This is a genomic window from Paraburkholderia bannensis NBRC 103871 (genome assembly GCF_000685015.1).
In the GTDB taxonomy this organism is placed as follows: Bacteria; Pseudomonadota; Gammaproteobacteria; order Burkholderiales; family Burkholderiaceae; genus Paraburkholderia; species Paraburkholderia bannensis.
On the sequence record NZ_BAYA01000026.1, the window covers coordinates 80,524 to 95,087 of the forward strand.

Genomic DNA, 14,564 nt, shown 5'->3' on the forward strand with positions numbered 1-14,564 from the left:
TTCGGTTGAGATTACGTGTATTACCCTTCGTGACGATGCACCGCCAGCGCTCGATAATTCATTACGAGGCATTTCGCAGCGTTACCGTTTATGAGAGACCTGACGTAACTCGGTAAGGAATATGCCTTCTTTACAGCTGTATTCTTTCCTTACGGAAGTTTTCGTAAGCTATTCAGGCGATTGAGCCCCATCGTGTCCATCACGCCAGACAATAAAAAAGCGCGCATGACTGGCATGCGCGCTTTTGGGTTTTCTGGTGCTGCGATATTGCTTTACGGAATCAGGATCGTCGAACCCGTCGTGCGCCGCGCTTCGAGATCGGCGTGTGCCTGGCCTACGTCTTTCAACGCGTAACGCTGGTTGATCGACGTCTTGACCTTGCCCGATGCAATGACCTCGAACAGTTCCGCCGACATCGCCTCATAGTCGCTGCGTTTGGCGATATACGAGAACAGCGTCGGGCGCGTAAAGAACAGCGAACCGCGCGACGAGAACTCCGACGAATCAATCGGCGGCAACGGCCCCGACGCATTGCCGAAGCTCACGAACATGCCCAGCGGCGCGAGGCAGTCGAGCGACTTCACATACGTATCCTTGCCGATCGAGTCGTACACCACCGGCACGCCCGCGCCGCCCGTGATTTCGCGCACGCGCGCCGTGAAGTCCTCGCGCGTGTAGACGATTGGATAGTCGCAGCCATGCGCTTTCGCGACTTCGGCCTTTTCGTCCGAGCCGACCGTGCCGATCACCGTCGCGCCCAGCGCCTTGGCCCACTGGCACACGAGCAGGCCCACGCCGCCCGCGGCCGCCTGGATCAGAATCGTGTCGCCAGGCTGCACGCGGTAAGTGCGGCGCAGCAGATATTGCGCGGTGAGGCCTTGCAGCATCACCGAGGCGGCCTGTTCGTCGCTGATCGCATCGGGCAAGCGGATCACCTGGTCGGCACGCAGCACGCGCTCCTGAGCGTAAGCGCCCGGCGGGCGGCCCACGTAGGCGACGCGCTCGCCCACTTTCACGCTGGTCACGCCCGCGCCGACGGCCACCACCTCGCCCGCCGCTTCCATGCCCAGTCCCGCGGGCAGCTGCTGCGGATACAGGCCGGTACGGAAATACACGTCGATATAGTTCAGGCCGCACGCGCTCTGCTTCACGCGGATCTCGCCCTCGCCCGGCGCGCCCACTTCGACATCGACCCACTGCATTACTTCGGGGCCGCCGGTTCGCTCGTATCGGATTGCCTTGGTCATCATGTCTCTTCCATGTTGAGGCCGCGCAGGAAAGCGCAGCGCCTAGATCACATCCTTCATGCGCAGCGCGAGCGCATCGAGAATCATGCGCGCCGTCGAGATATTGGTCGCGCACGGCACGTCGTGCACGTCGCAGGCGCGCACGAGCGCGTTGATGTCGGGTTCGTGCGGCTGCGGCGTCATGGGGTCGCGCAGGAAAATCACCACCTCGACATTGCCTTCGGCCAGACGCGCGCCGATCTGCAAGTCGCCGCCATGCGGCCCCGACAGCAGGCGCTCGACGTTCAGGCCGTGCGCGGCGGCAATGCGCCCGCCGGTCGTGCCGGTCGCGAGCAGCTCGCAGCGGCGCAGCGTATCGACGTATTCGCCGGCAAGCCGGACGATGTCGTCTTTCTTGTGGTCGTGCGCGATCAGTGCGACGCGGGTGGGCATGGGTTCGGCTCCTGGCTTCGGTTGGGTTGGCGGGTGAAATGAATGCGCAGGCATCCTCGCACGTCAGAAGGTGCCCGGATAGGCGCCGCCGTCGATGAGCCAGTTCTGTCCGGTGATATAGCCCGCGTGGACGCTGCACAGGAACGCGCAGGCACGCCCGAACTCGTCCGGGGTGCCGAAGCGGCCCGCCGGAATCGCCTTCATGCGGCGCGCGCGCACTTCGTCGAGCGACAGATCGCTCTTGCCGGCCTGCGCCGCAATGGTGGTCTTGATGCGGTCGGTGTCGAACACGCCCGGCAGGAGGCTGTTGATCGTTACGCCCGTGCTCGCGACCTGTCGCGCCACACCCGCGACGAAGCCCGTAAGCCCCGAGCGCGCACCGTTGGACAGCCCCAGCACGTCGATGGGCGCCTTCACGGACGAACTCGTGATGTTGACGATGCGCCCGAATCCGCGCGCGATCATGTCGTCGATGGTCGCCTGGATCAGCGCGATCGGCGTGAGCATGTTGGCGTCGAGCGCGGCGAGCCACTGCTCGCGCGTGAAGCTGCGGAAGTCGCCCGGCGGCGGGCCGCCCGCGTTGTTGACGAGAATGTCCGGCGACGGGCAGGCAGCCAGCGCCGCGGCGCGGCCCGCTTCCGTGGTGATATCGCAGGCCACGGCGTTGACCTCGACGCCCGTGCTCGCGCGGATCTGCGCGGCGGTCTCCTCCAGCGTGCTTTGCGTTCGCGCGACGATCGTCACGTTGACGCCTTCGGCGGCGAGCGCCTCGGCGCAGCCGCGCCCCAGTCCCTTGCTGGCCGCGCATACCAGCGCGTTGCGTCCTGCAATGCCCATGTCCATGGTGTTCTTCCTCGTCGCTTGCTGAAGTTAGGTAACAGCGTTGAATAACGGCGTTGGGTAACGGCTTAAAACGCGGGCGGCGACCTCGTCGCCCCCGCTTCATCGGTTTTTGCGATTCTAGAAGAATCGGCTCGGGCGCGTGGTCGCCGGTATTCGAGGGTCGTCGACGGTATTCGGCGTTAATTGCCTGCAGTCGCCGCCCCAGGCGCCGCGCCCCCAACAGTTCGTGGATCGGTTCGCGCGCGCTTCCCGTATACTTGCGGCTGTAGCGCGGGCCAGCGCTGCCGCGAATCGCCCCGGACGCCCTGTCCGGGCGCCTGCCGCGCGCCACGGGCCCCGCCCGAATCTCCCCGAATTCTCTTGCAGCCTTGTGCGCCCCGCCATGAAACAGGACAGCCGTTTTCCGAATCTCTTCATCCTCGACCACCCGCTGATCCAGCACAAGCTCACCCACATGCGCGACAAGGACACGTCCACGCGCACGTTCCGCGAGCTGCTGCGCGAGATCACGCTGCTGATGGGCTATGAAATCACGCGCGACCTGCCGGTCGCGTCGCGCCGCGTGCAGACGCCGCTCGTCGAAGTCGACGCGCCCGTGATCGCCGGCAAGAAGCTGGCCATCGTGCCGGTGCTGCGCGCGGGCGTCGGCATGTCCGACGGCCTGCTGGAGCTGGTGCCGTCGGCGCGCGTGGGTCACATCGGCGTGTATCGCGCCGACGACCATCGCCCGGTCGAATACCTCGTGCGCCTGCCCGACCTGGAAGACCGCACCTTCATCCTGTGCGATCCGATGGTCGCGACCGGCTACTCGGCCGCGCACGCCATCGACGTGCTCAAGCGCCGTGGCGTGCCGGGCGATCGCATCCTGTTCCTCGCGCTGGTGGCCGCGCCCGAAGGCGTCGACGTGTTCCAGAAGGCGCATCCGGACGTCAAGCTGTACGTGGCGTCGCTCGATTCGCACCTGGACGGCCACGCCTACATCATTCCGGGTCTGGGCGACGCGGGCGACCGCCTGTTCGGCACCAAGAACTGAGCGTGAAGGCGCTGTCGAAGCGCCGCAAGCGCCACACAAGCGCCACGCAAGCGCCACGCAAGCGCCACAAAAGGGGCCGCAGCCGCGCAGGTGCGGCGTGATAAAATTCAGATCCACCTGACGGTCGCGACGGCTCCGGATGGCTGCCCGCCTCGCGCGGCGCCTGGCCGGGCCCTGGCCGCCCTCGCACACCGGGCGCTCCATCACGGGCGGGCGGCAACCCCGCCCTCGCGCTGCGCAGCGCCCCGGGCGGCACGTGTGGCGCCAGCGCATGCGCGGCGCACCGACCCCAGGCGGACAGACACTCGACGTTTCCAGAGGCCGCATGACGCGCGAACGCGCGCCGTGCCGCGCCCGGTCATCGTCACCTGGACACTGCGGCGACTACACCGCAGCAACGACAATTGCACCATGCACGCCTCGCGCGTGCGACGGAGAAAGGTATGGCGGGTCATAGCAAATGGGCCAACATCAAGCACAAGAAGGCGGCTGCTGACGCGAAGCGCGGCAAGATCTGGACGCGCCTGATCAAGGAAATCCAGGTGGCCGCGCGCATGGGCGGGGGCGACATCGACTCCAACCCGCGTCTGCGCCTGGCCGTCGACAAGGCCTATGACGCCAACATGCCCAAGGACAACATCAACCGCGCGATCCAGCGCGGCGTGGGCGGCGTCGATGGCGCGAACTACGAAGAAATCCGCTACGAAGGCTACGGCATCGGCGGCGCGGCGGTGATCGTCGACACCATGACGGACAACCGCACCCGCACGGTCGCGGAAGTGCGCCACGCGTTCTCGAAGTTCGGCGGCAACATGGGCACGGACGGCTCGGTCGCGTTCCTGTTCGATCACGTCGGCCAGTTCGTGTTCGCGCCGGGCACGTCGGAAGACGACCTCATGAACGCCGCGCTCGAAGCCGGCGCCGACGACGTCGTGACCAACGAAGACGGCTCGATCGAAGTGGTCTGCCCGCCGTTCGAGTTCCAGAAGGTCAAGGACGCGCTCGAAGCCGCCGGCTTCAAGGCGGAAATGGCCGAAGTCACGATGAAGCCGCAGACGGAAGTCGAATTCACGGGCGACGACGCCGTGAAGATGCAGAAGCTGCTGGACGCGCTCGAAAACCTGGACGACGTCCAGGAGGTCTACTCCAACGCGTCGATCGCCGACGAATAACGGCATCGGCGCGGCGCGCGCAGCACGGTTCACGCCGCGGCGCGCCCCCTCGCTTTTCACGGCTGGCGCACGTGCGCCAGCCGCAACTGTTTCTGGTTCTGGTCTTTCGGGGATTCTCATGAAGTTACTCGTCGTCGGTTCTGGCGGCCGCGAACATGCACTGGCGTGGAAGCTCGCCCAGGCGCCGCGCGTCCAGCTCGTCTACGTCGCACCGGGCAACGGCGGCACCGCGCAGGACGAGCGGCTCGCCAACGTCGACATCACGGACATCAACGAGCTCGCCGATTTCGCCGAGCGCGAACAGGTGGCCTTCACCGTGGTCGGCCCGGAAGCGCCGCTCGCCGCGGGCATCGTCAACGTGTTCCGTTCGCGCGGCCTGAAGGTGTTCGGCCCGACGAAGGAAGCCGCGCAGCTCGAAAGCTCGAAGGATTTCGCCAAGGCGTTCATGAAGCGCCACAACATCCCGACCGCCGCGTACGAGACCTTCTCGGACGCGACGGCCGCGCACGCTTACGTCGACACGCACGGCGCGCCGATCGTGATCAAGGCAGACGGCCTTGCCGCGGGCAAGGGCGTGGTGGTCGCGATGTCGCTGGAAGAGGCGCATCAGGCGATCGATTCGATGCTGGCCGACAACAAGCTCGGCGATGCCGGCGCGCGTGTCGTGATCGAGGAATTCCTCGCGGGCGAAGAAGCGAGCTTCATCGTCATGGTCGACGGCAAGCACGTGCTGGCGCTGGCGTCGAGCCAGGATCACAAGCGTCTGCAGGACGGCGACCAGGGCCCGAACACGGGCGGCATGGGCGCCTACTCGCCCGCGCCGATCGTCACGCCGCAACTGCACGCCCGCGTGATGCGCGAAATCATCCTGCCGACCGTGGCGGGCATGGAGAAGGAAGGCATTCGCTTCACGGGCTTCCTGTACGCCGGCCTGATGATCGACGCGCAAGGCAACCCCAAGACGCTCGAATTCAACTGCCGCATGGGCGACCCGGAAACGCAGCCGATCATGGCGCGCCTGAAGGGCGACTTCTCGAAGGTGTTCGAGCACGCCATCGCCGGCACGCTCGACCAGGTCGAGCTGGAATGGGATCGCCGCACGGCGCTCGGCGTGGTGCTGGCCGCGCACAACTACCCGGAAACGCCGCGCAAGGGCGATCGCATCAGCGACATCCCGGCGGAAACGGCTGACTCGGTCACGTTCCACGCGGGCACGCAGTTCGTCGACGGCAAGCTCGTGACCTCGGGTGGCCGCGTACTGTGCGTGGTGGGTCTCGCCGATTCCGTGCGCAGCGCACAGAACGTCGCGTATGAAACGGTGAACCGCATCTCGTTCGATGGCATGCAGTATCGCCACGACATCGGTTACCGCGCGGCGGGGCGCAAGCAGTAAGGTGTTGACGGGCGCTCGCTCGCGGCTTGTGCCGCTGGCCAGCGCCCGGCTCGCGGTGTGCCCATGCGGCTTGAGGTTCCGGCTTCACTTTGCCGCCTGAAAACCGCAGGACGCATGGGCACGCCGCGCGGTTGGGCTGATCTCCGTGATCGGCAACCCCGCGAACGCTCGAACGCCATCCGGCCCCAACAGGCTGCCGGAGCGCAGCTCAAGGGCCGTTCGAGGAGCCGCGCAAAGGGCCAAACCCGCGCAGATCGGCGTAAACTTGCGCAGAACGGATACTTTTGCAGCATCCGTTCGCCGACAAAACCGCGCCACGCGCGGTCTGCATTCCGAATCCGAAGTAATCCTGGCGCCGCGCCGGCTATGAGCCTCCTGCGCCCCTTCATCGATGACCGAAACGATTCAATCCGGCGTGGCGCCCGACGGCGCGACGCATGACAGCACCGCAGTGCGCGAGTGGCTTTCCGGCCTGCAGATGCGCATCGCCGACGCGCTCGGCGAGTTCGACGGCACGCCTTTCGCGACCGACGCATGGCAGCGCGCGCCCGGCGAAAAGCTGCGCGGCGGCGGCTGCACGCGCATCCTCGAAAACGGCCAGTTCTTCGAGCGCGGCGGCATCGGCTTTTCGGACGTGCAAGGCGACGCCCTGCCGCCCTCGGCGACCGCCGCACGCCCCGAGCTCAACGGCCGCGGCTTCGAGGCAATGGGCGTCTCGCTCGTGCTGCATCCGCGCAATCCGTACTGCCCGACCGTGCACATGAACGTGCGCCTGCTGATGGCGACGAAAGCCGGCGAAGCGCCGGTGTTCTGGTTCGGCGGCGGCATGGATCTCACGCCCTATTACGGCTTCGAGGAAGACGCGCAGCATTTCCACCGCGTCTGTCGCGACGCGCTCGCGCCTTACGGGGACACGCTCTATCCGCGCTTCAAGCGCTGGTGCGACGAGTACTTCTTCCTCAAGCACCGCAACGAGGCGCGCGGCGTTGGCGGGATTTTCTTCGACGATTACGCCGAAGGCGGCTTCGACCAGGCTTTCGCGATGATGCGCAGCGTCGGCGACGGCTTCCTGAAGGCGTACCTGCCGATCATCGAACAGCGCCGCGCGATGCCCTACAGCGAAGCCGAGCGCGAATTCCAGGCGTACCGGCGCGGCCGCTACGTCGAGTTCAACCTCGTCTGGGATCGCGGCACGCACTTCGGCCTGCAAAGCGGCGGGCGCACGGAGTCGATCCTCATGTCGATGCCGCCGGGCGCGAGCTGGCGCTACGACTGGCAGCCGCAGGCGGGCACGCCGGAAGCGCGTCTTTACAGCGACTTCCTGCCGGTGCGCGACTGGATCTGACGACGTGACGACTGCTTCCGTCACCCCGGCAACCCAGGCGCCCGCTCCTCTGGAGCGGCGCGTCGGCCTGCTCGGCGGCACCTTCGATCCGATTCACGACGGCCATCTCGCGCTCGCGCGCCATTTCGCGCGCGTGCTCGACCTGACCGAAGTGATCCTGCTGCCTGCCGGCCAGCCCTGGCAGAAGCCGGAGGTGAGCGCGGCCATGCATCGGCTTGCCATGACGCGCCTGGCCGCGGCCACGCTCGACCTGCCGGACGTGACGGTCACGGTCGACGCCGACGAGATCGAGCACGACGGCCCCACCTATACGGTGGACACGCTGCGCCGCTGGCGCGCGAAGAGCACGAGCAACGCGAACGCCGCGCTCACGCTGCTGATGGGCGCGGATCAGTTGCTGCACCTGGATTCGTGGCACGAATGGCGCGAGCTGTTCGGCCTCGCGCATCTGGGCGTGGCGAGCCGCCCCGGCTTCGATTTCGCGACGCTGCCGCGCGAAGTGGGCGCCGCCGTGGCCGCACGCCGCGCCAACGCCGCCACGCTGGCGGCCACGCGCTGCGGTCATCTGCTGATCGACGACACGCTTGCGCTCGACGTGTCGGCGACGCAGATCCGCCAGGCGATCGGTACAGGCGGCAAAAGCGGCAATAGCGGCAATAGCGGCCAAAGCGGTACAAGCACGACAAGCGCGACGTCCGATAAAAACGGCGCGCAAACAACGACACCCGGCGGCCTGGCCGCCGGAAAAGTCCCCGCAGCCGTGTGGGACTATATTCATCAACATCATCTGTACAGGCACCACGGGTAAATATGGACATCCGAAAACTTCAACGCGCTATCGTCGACGGTCTCGAAGACGTCAAGGCACAGGACATCCGTGTCTTCAACACGAGCCACCTGACCGAGCTGTTCGACCGCGTGGTCGTCGCGAGCGGCACCTCGAACCGCCAGACCAAGGCGCTCGCCAACAGCGTGCGCGAGGCGGTCAAGCAAGCCGGCGGCGACATCGTCAGCACGGAAGGCGAAGACATCGGCGAATGGGTGCTGGTGGATTGCGGCGACGCGGTCGTCCACATCCTGCAACCGGCGCTGCGCCAGTACTACAACCTCGAAGAAATCTGGGGCGACAAGCCGGTGCGCCTGAAGCTGGCCGCCAACACGGGTTTCGTGGGCGCGCGTCCGAGCGAGCCGATGGACGACGAAGACGAAGGCGAAGAAGCGCCGGTCGCGGCGAAGAAGCCCGCCCGCAAGACGGCTGCGCGCAAGACCGCGAAGTAAGCCCGGTCGCACGTTCGCACTCCCTGGCACATGAAACTGCATATCGTCGCCGTCGGCCACAAGATGCCGGACTGGATCGCCGAAGGCTTCGAGGAGTACACGAAGCGCATGCCGCCCGAGCTGCGTATCGAGCTTCGCGAGGTGAAGCCCGAGCAGCGCTCGTCGGGCCGTTCCGCCGAAAGCGTGATGGCCGCCGAGCGCACGCGCATCGAAGCCGCCTTGCCGAAGAACGCGCGCATCGTTGCGCTGGATGAGCGTGGCCGCGACTGGACTACGATGCAGCTCGCCCAGGCCCTGCCGGGCTGGCAGCAGGACGGGCGCGACGTGGCGTTCCTGATCGGCGGCGCGGACGGGCTCGATCCGCAGCTCAAGGCGCGCGCCGACACACTGCTGCGCCTGTCCTCCCTCACCCTGCCGCATGCGATGGTGCGCGTGCTGCTCGCCGAGCAGCTTTACCGCGCCTGGACCATCACGCAGAATCACCCCTATCATCGCGTTTAAGCGCGCCTGAAAGCACGTAACGGGCCATGCAAGCCGCATCAGCGGCCTGTGTGAGCCTGCATGACGACCCTGCGTGCCGGCATGCGTGCAGGGCGTGCGTGCGCGATTGGCACGACGCCCGCCCGCGCGCTCAGGCGCTCATCCGAACTCCGTCTCTTCAAGACGTAACTACGCCCGATGACCCACTCCGCGACTTATCCGTTCGTCTACCTGGCCTCGCAGAGCCCGCGCCGCCAGGAACTGCTCCAGCAGCTCGGCGTGCGTTTCGAGCTGCTGCTGCCGCGTCCCGACGAAGACGCCGAAGCGCTCGAAGCGGTGCTGCCCGGCGAAACCGCCGCCGTCTATGTCGAGCGCGTCTGCGCCGCCAAGGCCGACGCCGCGCGCGCACGGCTGGTGGCAGGCGCGCACGCGCACGCACCGATCCTCACCGCCGACACCACGGTGAGCATCGACGGCCATATTCTCGGCAAGCCACACGATGCCGCCGACGCCTACGCGATGCTCGAACGCCTCGCCGGCCGCGAGCATGAAGTGCTCACCGCCGTGGCCGTGGTCAACGCCGAAGGCGTCGTGCTGCCGGTCGCCGTATCGCGCTCGCACGTGCGTTTTGCAGCCGTGCTGCCCGCCGCCATCGCCCATTACGTGGCGAGCAAGGAGCCGTTCGGCAAGGCCGGCGCCTATGGCATCCAGGGCCGCGCCGCCGAATTCATCGAGCGAATCGACGGTTCCTATTCGGGTATCATGGGTTTGCCGCTTTTCGAAACAGCCGCCCTCCTGCGCGCCGCGGGCATCGACTTCTAAAACCAATCATGAACGAAGAAATCCTGATCAACGTCACGCCTCAGGAGACGCGTGTTGCGTTGGTCCAGCAAGGCGCAGTCCAGGAGCTTCACGTCGAGCGCACGCTCTCGCGCGGGCGCGTCGGCAACGTCTATCTCGGCAAGGTCGTGCGCGTGTTGCCGGGCATGCAGTCCGCCTTCATCGACATCGGCCTGGAGCGCGCCGCCTTCCTGCACGTCGCCGATATCTGGCACCCGCGTCTCGCGGGCGAGCCGCATACGAACGCTCATCACCAGCCTATCGAAAAGACCGTTTTCGAAGGCCAGACGTTGATGGTGCAGGTCGTGAAAGACCCGATCGGCACCAAGGGCGCGCGCCTGTCGACGCAGGTGAGCATCGCGGGCCGCACGCTCGTGTATCTGCCGCAGGAACCGCACATCGGCATCTCGCAAAAGATCGAGAGCGAGGCCGAGCGCGAAGCCGTGCGCGCGCGCCTGACCGCCGTGCTGCCCGCCGATGAAAAAGGCGGCTACATCGTGCGCACGATCGCCGAAGACGCGACAAGCGAAGAACTCGCCGCCGACGTCGCCTATCTGCGCAAGACGTGGGCGACGATCCTCTCGCAGGCGCAGCGCCTGCCCGCGACCAGCCTGCTCTACCAGGACCTGAACCTGGGCCAGCGCGTGCTGCGCGACTTCGTCAACGACGAGACCACGCGCATCCAGGTCGATTCGCGCGAGACCTTCCAGAAGCTCAGCGAATTCGCCACCGAATTCACGCCCGCCGTGCAGCCCAAGCTGCATCACTACACTGGCGAGCGTCCGCTGTTCGACCTCTACAACATCGAGGCCGAGATCCAGCGTGCGCTGTCGCGCCGCGTAGACCTGAAGTCGGGCGGCTATCTGGTCATCGACCAGACCGAGGCGATGACGACCATCGACGTGAACACGGGCGGTTACGTGGGCGCGCGCAACTTCGACGACACGATCTTCAAGACCAATCTTGAAGCGGCGCATACGATCGCGCGTCAGTTGCGGCTGCGCAATCTGGGCGGCGTGATCATCATCGACTTCATCGACATGGAGAACGTCGAGCATCGCGACCAGGTGCTCGGCGAGCTGAAGAAGGCGCTGTCGCGCGACCGTACGCGGGTAACGGTGAATGGCTTCTCGCAGCTCGGTCTCGTGGAGATGACGCGCAAGCGCACGCGCGAATCGCTCGCGCATGTGCTGTGCGAACCGTGCCCGACATGTCTGGGCAAGGGGCAGGTGAAGACGGCGCGTACGGTGTGCTATGACGTGCTGCGCGAGATCCTGCGCGAGTCGCGCCAGTTCAATCCGCGCGAGTTCCGCGTGGTGGCGTCGCAGCAGGTGATCGATCTGTTTCTTGAAGACGAATCGCAACATCTGGCCATGTTGATCGATTTCATCGGCAAGCCGGTGTCGCTGCGCGTGGAGTCGAATTTGAGCCAGGAGCAGTATGACATTGTGTTGATGTAACCCGCACCACCGTCGCCTGCCTCACCGGAGCACCGCAGTTGAATCACCAGCGCGTCACCCTGTCCCAACTCGGCGAATTCGACGAAGTCGTCGACGTGCGCACGCCGCTCGAGTACGCCGAGGATCACCTCCCCGGCGCGATCAACGCCCCCGTCCTCAGCAACGAAGAGCGCGTGATCGTCGGCACGCTTTACAAGCAGTCGCCGTTCGACGCGACGCGTGTGGGCGCGGCCCTCGCCGCGCGCAATATCGCGATGCATCTCGATACGACCTTCGCCGACCGGCCGCGCAACTGGCGCCCGCTCATCTACTGCTGGCGCGGCGGCAAGCGCTCGGGCTCGATGACGGCGATGTTCAACATGATTGGCTGGCGCGCGCGGCAGCTTGAAGACGGCTACAAGGCGTATCGCCATAGCGTGCTGGAAGCGCTCGGCACGTTGCCGCAGCAATTCCGCTTCGTTGTCCTGACCGGGCCTACCGGCAGCGGCAAGACGCGTCTGCTCAATGCGCTAGGTCGCGCGGGCGCGCAGATACTCGATCTCGAAGCGCTCGCCGCGCATCGGGGCTCGTTGCTGGGCGCGTTGCCTGCGCGCCAGCAGCCGCCACAAAAAGCGTTCGACACGTCGCTCGTGCAGACACTGCGCGGTTTCGATAGGGCGCGACCGGTCTTCGTCGAGGCGGAGAGCCGGCGCATCGGCGCGATCACGTTGCCGGTCGCGCTGGTCGAAGGGCTGCACGGCGCGCCCTGCGTCGTCGTCGATGTGGCGCGCGAAGAGCGCGTCGCGCTGCTGCTGGAGGAATACGGCCACCTGCTCGCCGAGCGCGATTACTTTCGCGAGCAGTTGCTCAAGCTCACGCCGCTGCATGGTCGCGAGCGCATCGCGTCCTGGTGCCAGCTGCTCGACGAGGATCGCCGCGCGGATCTGTCCGAGGCCCTCGTGACGCAGCACTACGATCCGGCCTACACGCGCAGCACGCGCAAGCACTTCGAATCGCTGGCCCGCGCGCCGCACTTCACGTTCCATCCGATGTCGGCCGATGCCGTCGAGGAAGCGCGTTCGCTGCTCGCGCAGCTCGAAGACGTCGATCTTTCTAGCAAATCCGCCGCGCAATAAAAGCGCAGCAAGAAAGCCGCAAAAGCACCGCAGAAATGCACAAAGGCCGCCAGCAATACGCATGGCGGCCTTCAGGAAAAAGCGCCCGGACACCCATTCCGTGTCCGGGCGAAACCATCGGAATGGCCGATGGTGGAGGTATCGATTCGACGCTTTTTCCATGCGGGCAGCGCGCTGAGCCAGTGTCTTCACACCGCGCAGCCACCCGCTCTACCACTCGCGCCGCACCGCCCTCCGCGATCCGACGCGCTGTCCTGCTGCGCTGCGCTTAGCGCGTGTACATCGCGTTCCAGTCTTGCTGCGACACCGTAGCGCCGCGCACACCCGATTGCGATGCATTCGCGACACCGCCGTAGGCGCTATTGCCGTTTTGCGCGGCGACCTTGGCTTCGGCAGCCTGGATCGCTTCCGGGTAATGCGCCTGGTCGCCGTCGCCAACGTGGTAACCGACTTGCTGCAGTTGAACCAGTTCGGCGCGCACCGAGGCGCGGGTCACGGGCGCCTGCTGGGCGAACGAAGCAACCGGAACGATAAGGGCAGCGGCAACGGCAACGGCTTGAATAAGGGACTTCATGGTAACGACCTCCAGTTTGGACTAGACGGTCGACGTGCGACGGTATGTGCATGCGACCGATGTACGCATCGTAGGCTTATCGAGTTTCAGGGTTAACCCCTAAACTCAAACAAGACCTTTCCATCTCGCAGAAGGATCGCGTGAAGCCCCGTGGGACGGGCGTTTGCGGAGGGTCGGAAGAAGCAGCGCCCGCGCGCGGGCGGGCGCGGCGGGGAATTAAAGTGAAGCAGCGCGCGACGCAACGATCTCGCTCGCGAGGCCAAGCAGCGCGTCGACATGGGCCGTCACGCTGGCGTCGTAGCGGATCGCCGGATGCAGGCCAGCGTCCGCATTGCCGACAATGCGCCGGCCGCGCGCGGCGAGCGCCGCTTCGAGCGTGCGGCGCAGATCGGCGGCGTCATCGGGACGGAACACGTATTTAGCGTCGTCCGCGATGGCGTCGCAGCAGCCGATATTCGACGAGAAAATCACCGGCGTGCCGCACATCACCGATTCGATGCCGACCAGGCCGAACGGCTCGTACTTCGACGCGAGGATCGTGTAGTCCGCCGCGCGATAGGCGTTCTCCAGATCCTTGACGTAACCGATGTAGCGCACCCGCTCGCTCACGCGCTCGGGCGGACGCCCCGCCACGGCCACCACGATCGGCAAGTCGAATGCCTCTACGACGGTCTGGATCAGCGGAAGGCCCTTGCGCTCGTGGCTGCTCGACGGAAACAGCAAGACCGTTTCGTGCTCGCCGAAGCCATATTGCTGGCGCAGTTTCGCGCGCTCGGCGTCCCCGACGGGCGAAAAGCGCGCGCCGTCGACAGGCGGGCACAGCACGCGGATCTTCGCGTCGTCCACGCCGTAGAGTTCGAGGAGTTCCTCGCGCATGAGTGCAGAATGCGCGACGATCACGCGCGATTGCGCATATTGACGGCTTTCCAGCTCGATCTGGCGCCGGTCGGAACCGCGCGTCGGGCGGCCCGTCGCGCGCAGGAAGCCACGGTGGGTGCCGCCGCAAATCGCGATTTCCGACGAGTCGACCCGATTGCAGCCGATCAGCACGTCGACGCCCGAGCGCCTGCGCAGCGCGGCCAGGCGCCACGAGAACCAGCTGTCGCGCAGCTTGCCCGGCAACAGCGAGACGTTGATGCGGTGCGGCTCGACGAGCGCGTATTCGGCGAGCGACGGGTCGAACTTGCGCGCGAAGAATGCCGGGCGCAGGCGACGCGCAGCCAGCCCCTGGACGAGATCCATCGCATAACGTTCCAGCCCGCCGCTGTGCTTGAGCGCGTTCGCGGAAATACCAACCTTCATGACCTGTCCGACTTGTAAATTTTCTGTGCAGAAAGCTGCGTGCGCCGATT

General features: G+C 66.1%; 15 protein-coding genes. 10 read left to right on the top strand and 5 right to left on the bottom strand.

From position 1 onward, the window contains the following. Window positions 1-272 precede the first annotated feature (272 nt). The 3 genes from BBA01S_RS29645 to BBA01S_RS29655 form a co-directional block, all read right to left on the bottom strand. On the bottom strand, window positions 273-1,247 hold the full coding sequence (locus BBA01S_RS29645) for a quinone oxidoreductase family protein (RefSeq protein ID WP_027819622.1): 975 nt from the start codon (window positions 1,245-1,247) through the stop codon (window positions 273-275). A 42-nt stretch (window positions 1,248-1,289) separates the two neighbouring features. Continuing rightward, window positions 1,290-1,679: a methylglyoxal synthase gene (locus BBA01S_RS29650; protein WP_027819623.1), complete on the bottom strand. Its 390-nt coding sequence runs from the start codon at window positions 1,677-1,679 to the stop codon at window positions 1,290-1,292. Between the two features lie 63 nt (window positions 1,680-1,742). Further along, complete coding sequence (locus BBA01S_RS29655; protein ID WP_027819624.1) at window positions 1,743-2,522, bottom strand: SDR family oxidoreductase; 780 nt, start codon at window positions 2,520-2,522, stop codon at window positions 1,743-1,745. Window positions 2,523-2,904: 382 nt separating this feature from the next. Between BBA01S_RS29655 and upp the strand changes: the two genes are divergently transcribed. The 10 genes from upp to mnmH all read left to right on the top strand — a co-directional run bounded on the left by upp (window position 2,905) and on the right by mnmH (window position 12,638). After that, complete coding sequence (gene upp, locus BBA01S_RS29660) at window positions 2,905-3,555, top strand: uracil phosphoribosyltransferase (RefSeq protein ID WP_027819625.1); 651 nt, start codon at window positions 2,905-2,907, stop codon at window positions 3,553-3,555. 443 nt (window positions 3,556-3,998) lie between these two features. Next, window positions 3,999-4,727: a YebC/PmpR family DNA-binding transcriptional regulator gene (locus tag BBA01S_RS29665; RefSeq protein WP_027819626.1), complete on the top strand. Its 729-nt coding sequence runs from the start codon at window positions 3,999-4,001 to the stop codon at window positions 4,725-4,727. A 118-nt stretch (window positions 4,728-4,845) separates the two neighbouring features. Then, window positions 4,846-6,120 carry a phosphoribosylamine--glycine ligase gene (purD, locus tag BBA01S_RS29670; RefSeq protein ID WP_027819627.1) on the top strand — a complete coding sequence of 425 codons (1,275 nt, stop codon included), beginning with the start codon at window positions 4,846-4,848 and terminating at the stop codon, window positions 6,118-6,120. A 391-nt stretch (window positions 6,121-6,511) separates the two neighbouring features. Then, window positions 6,512-7,465 (top strand): oxygen-dependent coproporphyrinogen oxidase, encoded by a 954-nt coding sequence (gene hemF / locus BBA01S_RS29675; RefSeq protein ID WP_042298102.1) that lies wholly within the window; start codon window positions 6,512-6,514, stop codon window positions 7,463-7,465. 4 nt (window positions 7,466-7,469) lie between these two features. Beyond that, on the top strand, window positions 7,470-8,273 hold the full coding sequence (locus BBA01S_RS29680; RefSeq protein WP_084162627.1) for a nicotinate-nucleotide adenylyltransferase: 804 nt from the start codon (window positions 7,470-7,472) through the stop codon (window positions 8,271-8,273). Between the two features lie 2 nt (window positions 8,274-8,275). After that, window positions 8,276-8,743, top strand: coding sequence for a ribosome silencing factor (gene rsfS, locus BBA01S_RS29685; protein WP_027819630.1), 468 nt, complete (start codon window positions 8,276-8,278; stop codon window positions 8,741-8,743). Between the two features lie 30 nt (window positions 8,744-8,773). Further along, window positions 8,774-9,244 (top strand): 23S rRNA (pseudouridine(1915)-N(3))-methyltransferase RlmH, encoded by a 471-nt coding sequence (gene rlmH, locus BBA01S_RS29690; RefSeq protein ID WP_027819631.1) that lies wholly within the window; start codon window positions 8,774-8,776, stop codon window positions 9,242-9,244. A 177-nt stretch (window positions 9,245-9,421) separates the two neighbouring features. Then, window positions 9,422-10,045: a Maf family protein gene (locus BBA01S_RS29695; RefSeq protein WP_027819632.1), complete on the top strand. Its 624-nt coding sequence runs from the start codon at window positions 9,422-9,424 to the stop codon at window positions 10,043-10,045. 8 nt (window positions 10,046-10,053) lie between these two features. Continuing rightward, window positions 10,054-11,523: a ribonuclease G gene (rng, locus tag BBA01S_RS29700; protein WP_027819633.1), complete on the top strand. Its 1,470-nt coding sequence runs from the start codon at window positions 10,054-10,056 to the stop codon at window positions 11,521-11,523. A gap of 38 nt (window positions 11,524-11,561) precedes the next feature. Beyond that, complete coding sequence (gene mnmH, locus BBA01S_RS29705) at window positions 11,562-12,638, top strand: tRNA 2-selenouridine(34) synthase MnmH (protein WP_027819634.1); 1,077 nt, start codon at window positions 11,562-11,564, stop codon at window positions 12,636-12,638. Window positions 12,639-12,906: 268 nt separating this feature from the next. Here mnmH and BBA01S_RS29710 read toward each other — a convergent pair whose 3' ends face one another. Together BBA01S_RS29710 and BBA01S_RS29715 are read right to left on the bottom strand one after the other, a co-directional pair. After that, on the bottom strand, window positions 12,907-13,212 hold the full coding sequence (locus BBA01S_RS29710) for a DUF4148 domain-containing protein (RefSeq protein ID WP_027819635.1): 306 nt from the start codon (window positions 13,210-13,212) through the stop codon (window positions 12,907-12,909). A 216-nt stretch (window positions 13,213-13,428) separates the two neighbouring features. Then, window positions 13,429-14,514: a glycosyltransferase gene (locus BBA01S_RS29715; protein WP_027819636.1), complete on the bottom strand. Its 1,086-nt coding sequence runs from the start codon at window positions 14,512-14,514 to the stop codon at window positions 13,429-13,431. Window positions 14,515-14,564: the final 50 nt, after the last annotated feature.

Bases quoted from the DNA above. Each gene is read 5' to 3' on its own strand.
- BBA01S_RS29645 (WP_027819622.1), bottom strand. From the start codon at position 1,247: ATGACCAAGGCAATCCGATACGAGCGAACCGGCGGCCCCGAAGTAATG.
- BBA01S_RS29650 (WP_027819623.1), bottom strand. From the start codon at position 1,679: ATGCCCACCCGCGTCGCACTGATCGCGCACGACCACAAGAAAGACGAC.
- BBA01S_RS29655 (WP_027819624.1), bottom strand. From the start codon at position 2,522: ATGGACATGGGCATTGCAGGACGCAACGCGCTGGTATGCGCGGCCAGC.
- upp (WP_027819625.1), top strand. From the start codon at position 2,905: ATGAAACAGGACAGCCGTTTTCCGAATCTCTTCATCCTCGACCACCCG.
- BBA01S_RS29665 (WP_027819626.1), top strand. From the start codon at position 3,999: ATGGCGGGTCATAGCAAATGGGCCAACATCAAGCACAAGAAGGCGGCT.
- purD (WP_027819627.1), top strand. From the start codon at position 4,846: ATGAAGTTACTCGTCGTCGGTTCTGGCGGCCGCGAACATGCACTGGCG.
- hemF (WP_042298102.1), top strand. From the start codon at position 6,512: ATGACCGAAACGATTCAATCCGGCGTGGCGCCCGACGGCGCGACGCAT.
- rsfS (WP_027819630.1), top strand. From the start codon at position 8,276: ATGGACATCCGAAAACTTCAACGCGCTATCGTCGACGGTCTCGAAGAC.
- rlmH (WP_027819631.1), top strand. From the start codon at position 8,774: ATGAAACTGCATATCGTCGCCGTCGGCCACAAGATGCCGGACTGGATC.
- BBA01S_RS29695 (WP_027819632.1), top strand. From the start codon at position 9,422: ATGACCCACTCCGCGACTTATCCGTTCGTCTACCTGGCCTCGCAGAGC.
- rng (WP_027819633.1), top strand. From the start codon at position 10,054: ATGAACGAAGAAATCCTGATCAACGTCACGCCTCAGGAGACGCGTGTT.
- BBA01S_RS29710 (WP_027819635.1), bottom strand. From the start codon at position 13,212: ATGAAGTCCCTTATTCAAGCCGTTGCCGTTGCCGCTGCCCTTATCGTT.
- BBA01S_RS29715 (WP_027819636.1), bottom strand. From the start codon at position 14,514: ATGAAGGTTGGTATTTCCGCGAACGCGCTCAAGCACAGCGGCGGGCTG.